This is a genomic window from Streptomyces sp. NPDC056948 (genome assembly GCF_042674225.1).
Taxonomy (GTDB): Bacteria; Actinomycetota; Actinomycetes; order Streptomycetales; family Streptomycetaceae; genus Streptomyces; species Streptomyces purpurascens.
This window is the reverse complement of sequence record NZ_JBHUQX010000750.1, coordinates 1-2,035: the sequence shown is the minus strand read 5'-3', so window position 1 is coordinate 2,035 and position 2,035 is coordinate 1. Positions and strand designations below refer to the sequence as shown.

The window sequence follows — 2,035 nt, the reverse complement described above, 5'->3', positions numbered from 1 at the left end:
TCCCGGTGGCGGTGGCGGCGGTTTCGCCGGTCGTCCGGGTGGTCCCGGCGGCGGCGGTCGTCCCGGCTTCGGCGGTCGTCCGGGTGGTCCCGGTGGCCGTGGTGGCACGCAGGGTGCCTTCGGCCGTCCCGGCGGTCCGGCGCGTCGTGGCCGCAAGTCGAAGCGGCAGAGGCGCCAGGAGTACGAGGCCATGCAGGCCCCGTCGGTCGGCGGTGTGATGCTGCCTCGCGGCAACGGCGAGACCGTTCGCCTGTCGCGCGGTGCCTCCCTCACCGACTTCGCGGAGAAGATCAACGCCAATCCGGCGTCGCTCGTCGCGGTCATGATGAACCTCGGTGAGATGGTCACGGCCACGCAGTCCGTCACCGACGAGACGCTGCACCTCCTCGCCGGCGAGATGAACTACACGGTTCAGATCGTCAGCCCGGAGGAGGAGGACCGCGAGCTCCTCGAGTCCTTCGACATCGAGTTCGGCGAGGACGAGGGCGACGAGGAGGACCTGATGGTCCGCCCGCCCGTCGTCACCGTCATGGGTCACGTCGACCACGGTAAGACCCGGCTCCTCGACGCCATCCGCAAGACGAACGTCATCGCGGGCGAGGCCGGCGGCATCACCCAGCACATCGGTGCCTACCAGGTCGCGACCGAGGTCAACGAGGAAGAGCGCAAGATCACCTTCATCGACACCCCGGGTCACGAGGCGTTCACCGCCATGCGTGCCCGTGGTGCGAGGTCGACCGACATCGCGATCCTGGTCGTCGCGGCCAACGACGGCGTCATGCCGCAGACGGTCGAGGCGCTCAACCACGCCAAGGCGGCCGAGGTCCCGATCGTCGTCGCGGTCAACAAGATCGACGTCGAGGGTGCCGACCCGACCAAGGTGCGCGGTCAGCTGACCGAGTACGGCCTGGTGGCCGAGGAGTACGGCGGCGAGACGATGTTCGTCGACATCTCCGCCAAGCAGGGTCTGCACATCGACTCCCTGCTGGAGGCCGTGGTCCTCACGGCCGACGCCTCGCTCGACCTGCGGGCCAACCCGAACCAGGACGCGCAGGGCATCTCGATCGAGTCCCGTCTCGACCGCGGCCGTGGTGCCGTGTCGACGGTCCTCGTCCAGCGCGGCACGCTGCGGGTCGGCGACACCATGGTGGTCGGCGACGCGTACGGCCGAGTCCGGGCGATGCACGACGACAACGGCAACAGCGTTGCCGAGGCCGGTCCCTCGACGCCGGTTCAGGTCCTGGGCCTGACCAACGTCCCGGGTGCGGGCGACAACTTCCTGGTGGTCGACGAGGACCGTACGGCTCGTCAGATCGCCGAGAAGCGCGCCGCCCGTGAGCGCAACGCCGCGTTCGCCAAGCGCACGCGCCGCGTGTCGCTGGAGGACCTGGACAAGGTGCTCAAGGCCGGCGAGGTCCAGCAGCTGAACCTGATCATCAAGGGTGACGCTTCCGGATCCGTCGAGGCGCTCGAGTCCTCGCTGCTCCAGCTGGACGTCGGCGAAGAGGTCGACATCCGCGTCCTGCACCGTGGTGTCGGTGCGGTCACGGAGTCCGACATCGACCTGGCGATGGGCTCCGACGCCATCGTGATCGGCTTCAACGTGCGCGCCGCCGGGCGTGCGCAGCAGATGGCCGAGCGCGAGGGTGTGGACGTCCGCTACTACTCGGTCATCTACCAGGCGATCGAGGAGATCGAGGCGGCCCTCAAGGGCATGCTCAAGCCGGAGTACGAAGAGGTCGAGCTCGGCACGGCGGAGATCCGCGAGGTCTTCAAGTCGTCCAAGCTGGGCAACATCGCGGGTGTTCTCATCCGCTCCGGCGAGGTCAAGCGGAACACCAAGGCCCGCCTGCTGCGCGATGGCAAGGTCATCGCGGAGAGCCTCAACATCGAGGGCCTGCGTCGCTTCAAGGACGACGTCACCGAGATCCGCGAAGGGTTCGAGGGCGGTATCAACCTCGGCAACTTCAACGACATCAAGATCGACGACGTCATCGCGACGTACGAGATGCGCGAGAAGCCGCGGGTGTAACAC

General features: G+C 68.1%; 1 protein-coding gene. It reads left to right on the top strand.

Annotated elements, in window-relative coordinates:
• The coding region (gene infB / locus ACFTZL_RS44320; protein ID WP_382596160.1) for a translation initiation factor IF-2 at positions 1 to 2,032 on the top strand (2,032 nt) is incomplete at its 5' end.
• Positions 2,033 to 2,035: the final 3 nt, after the last annotated feature.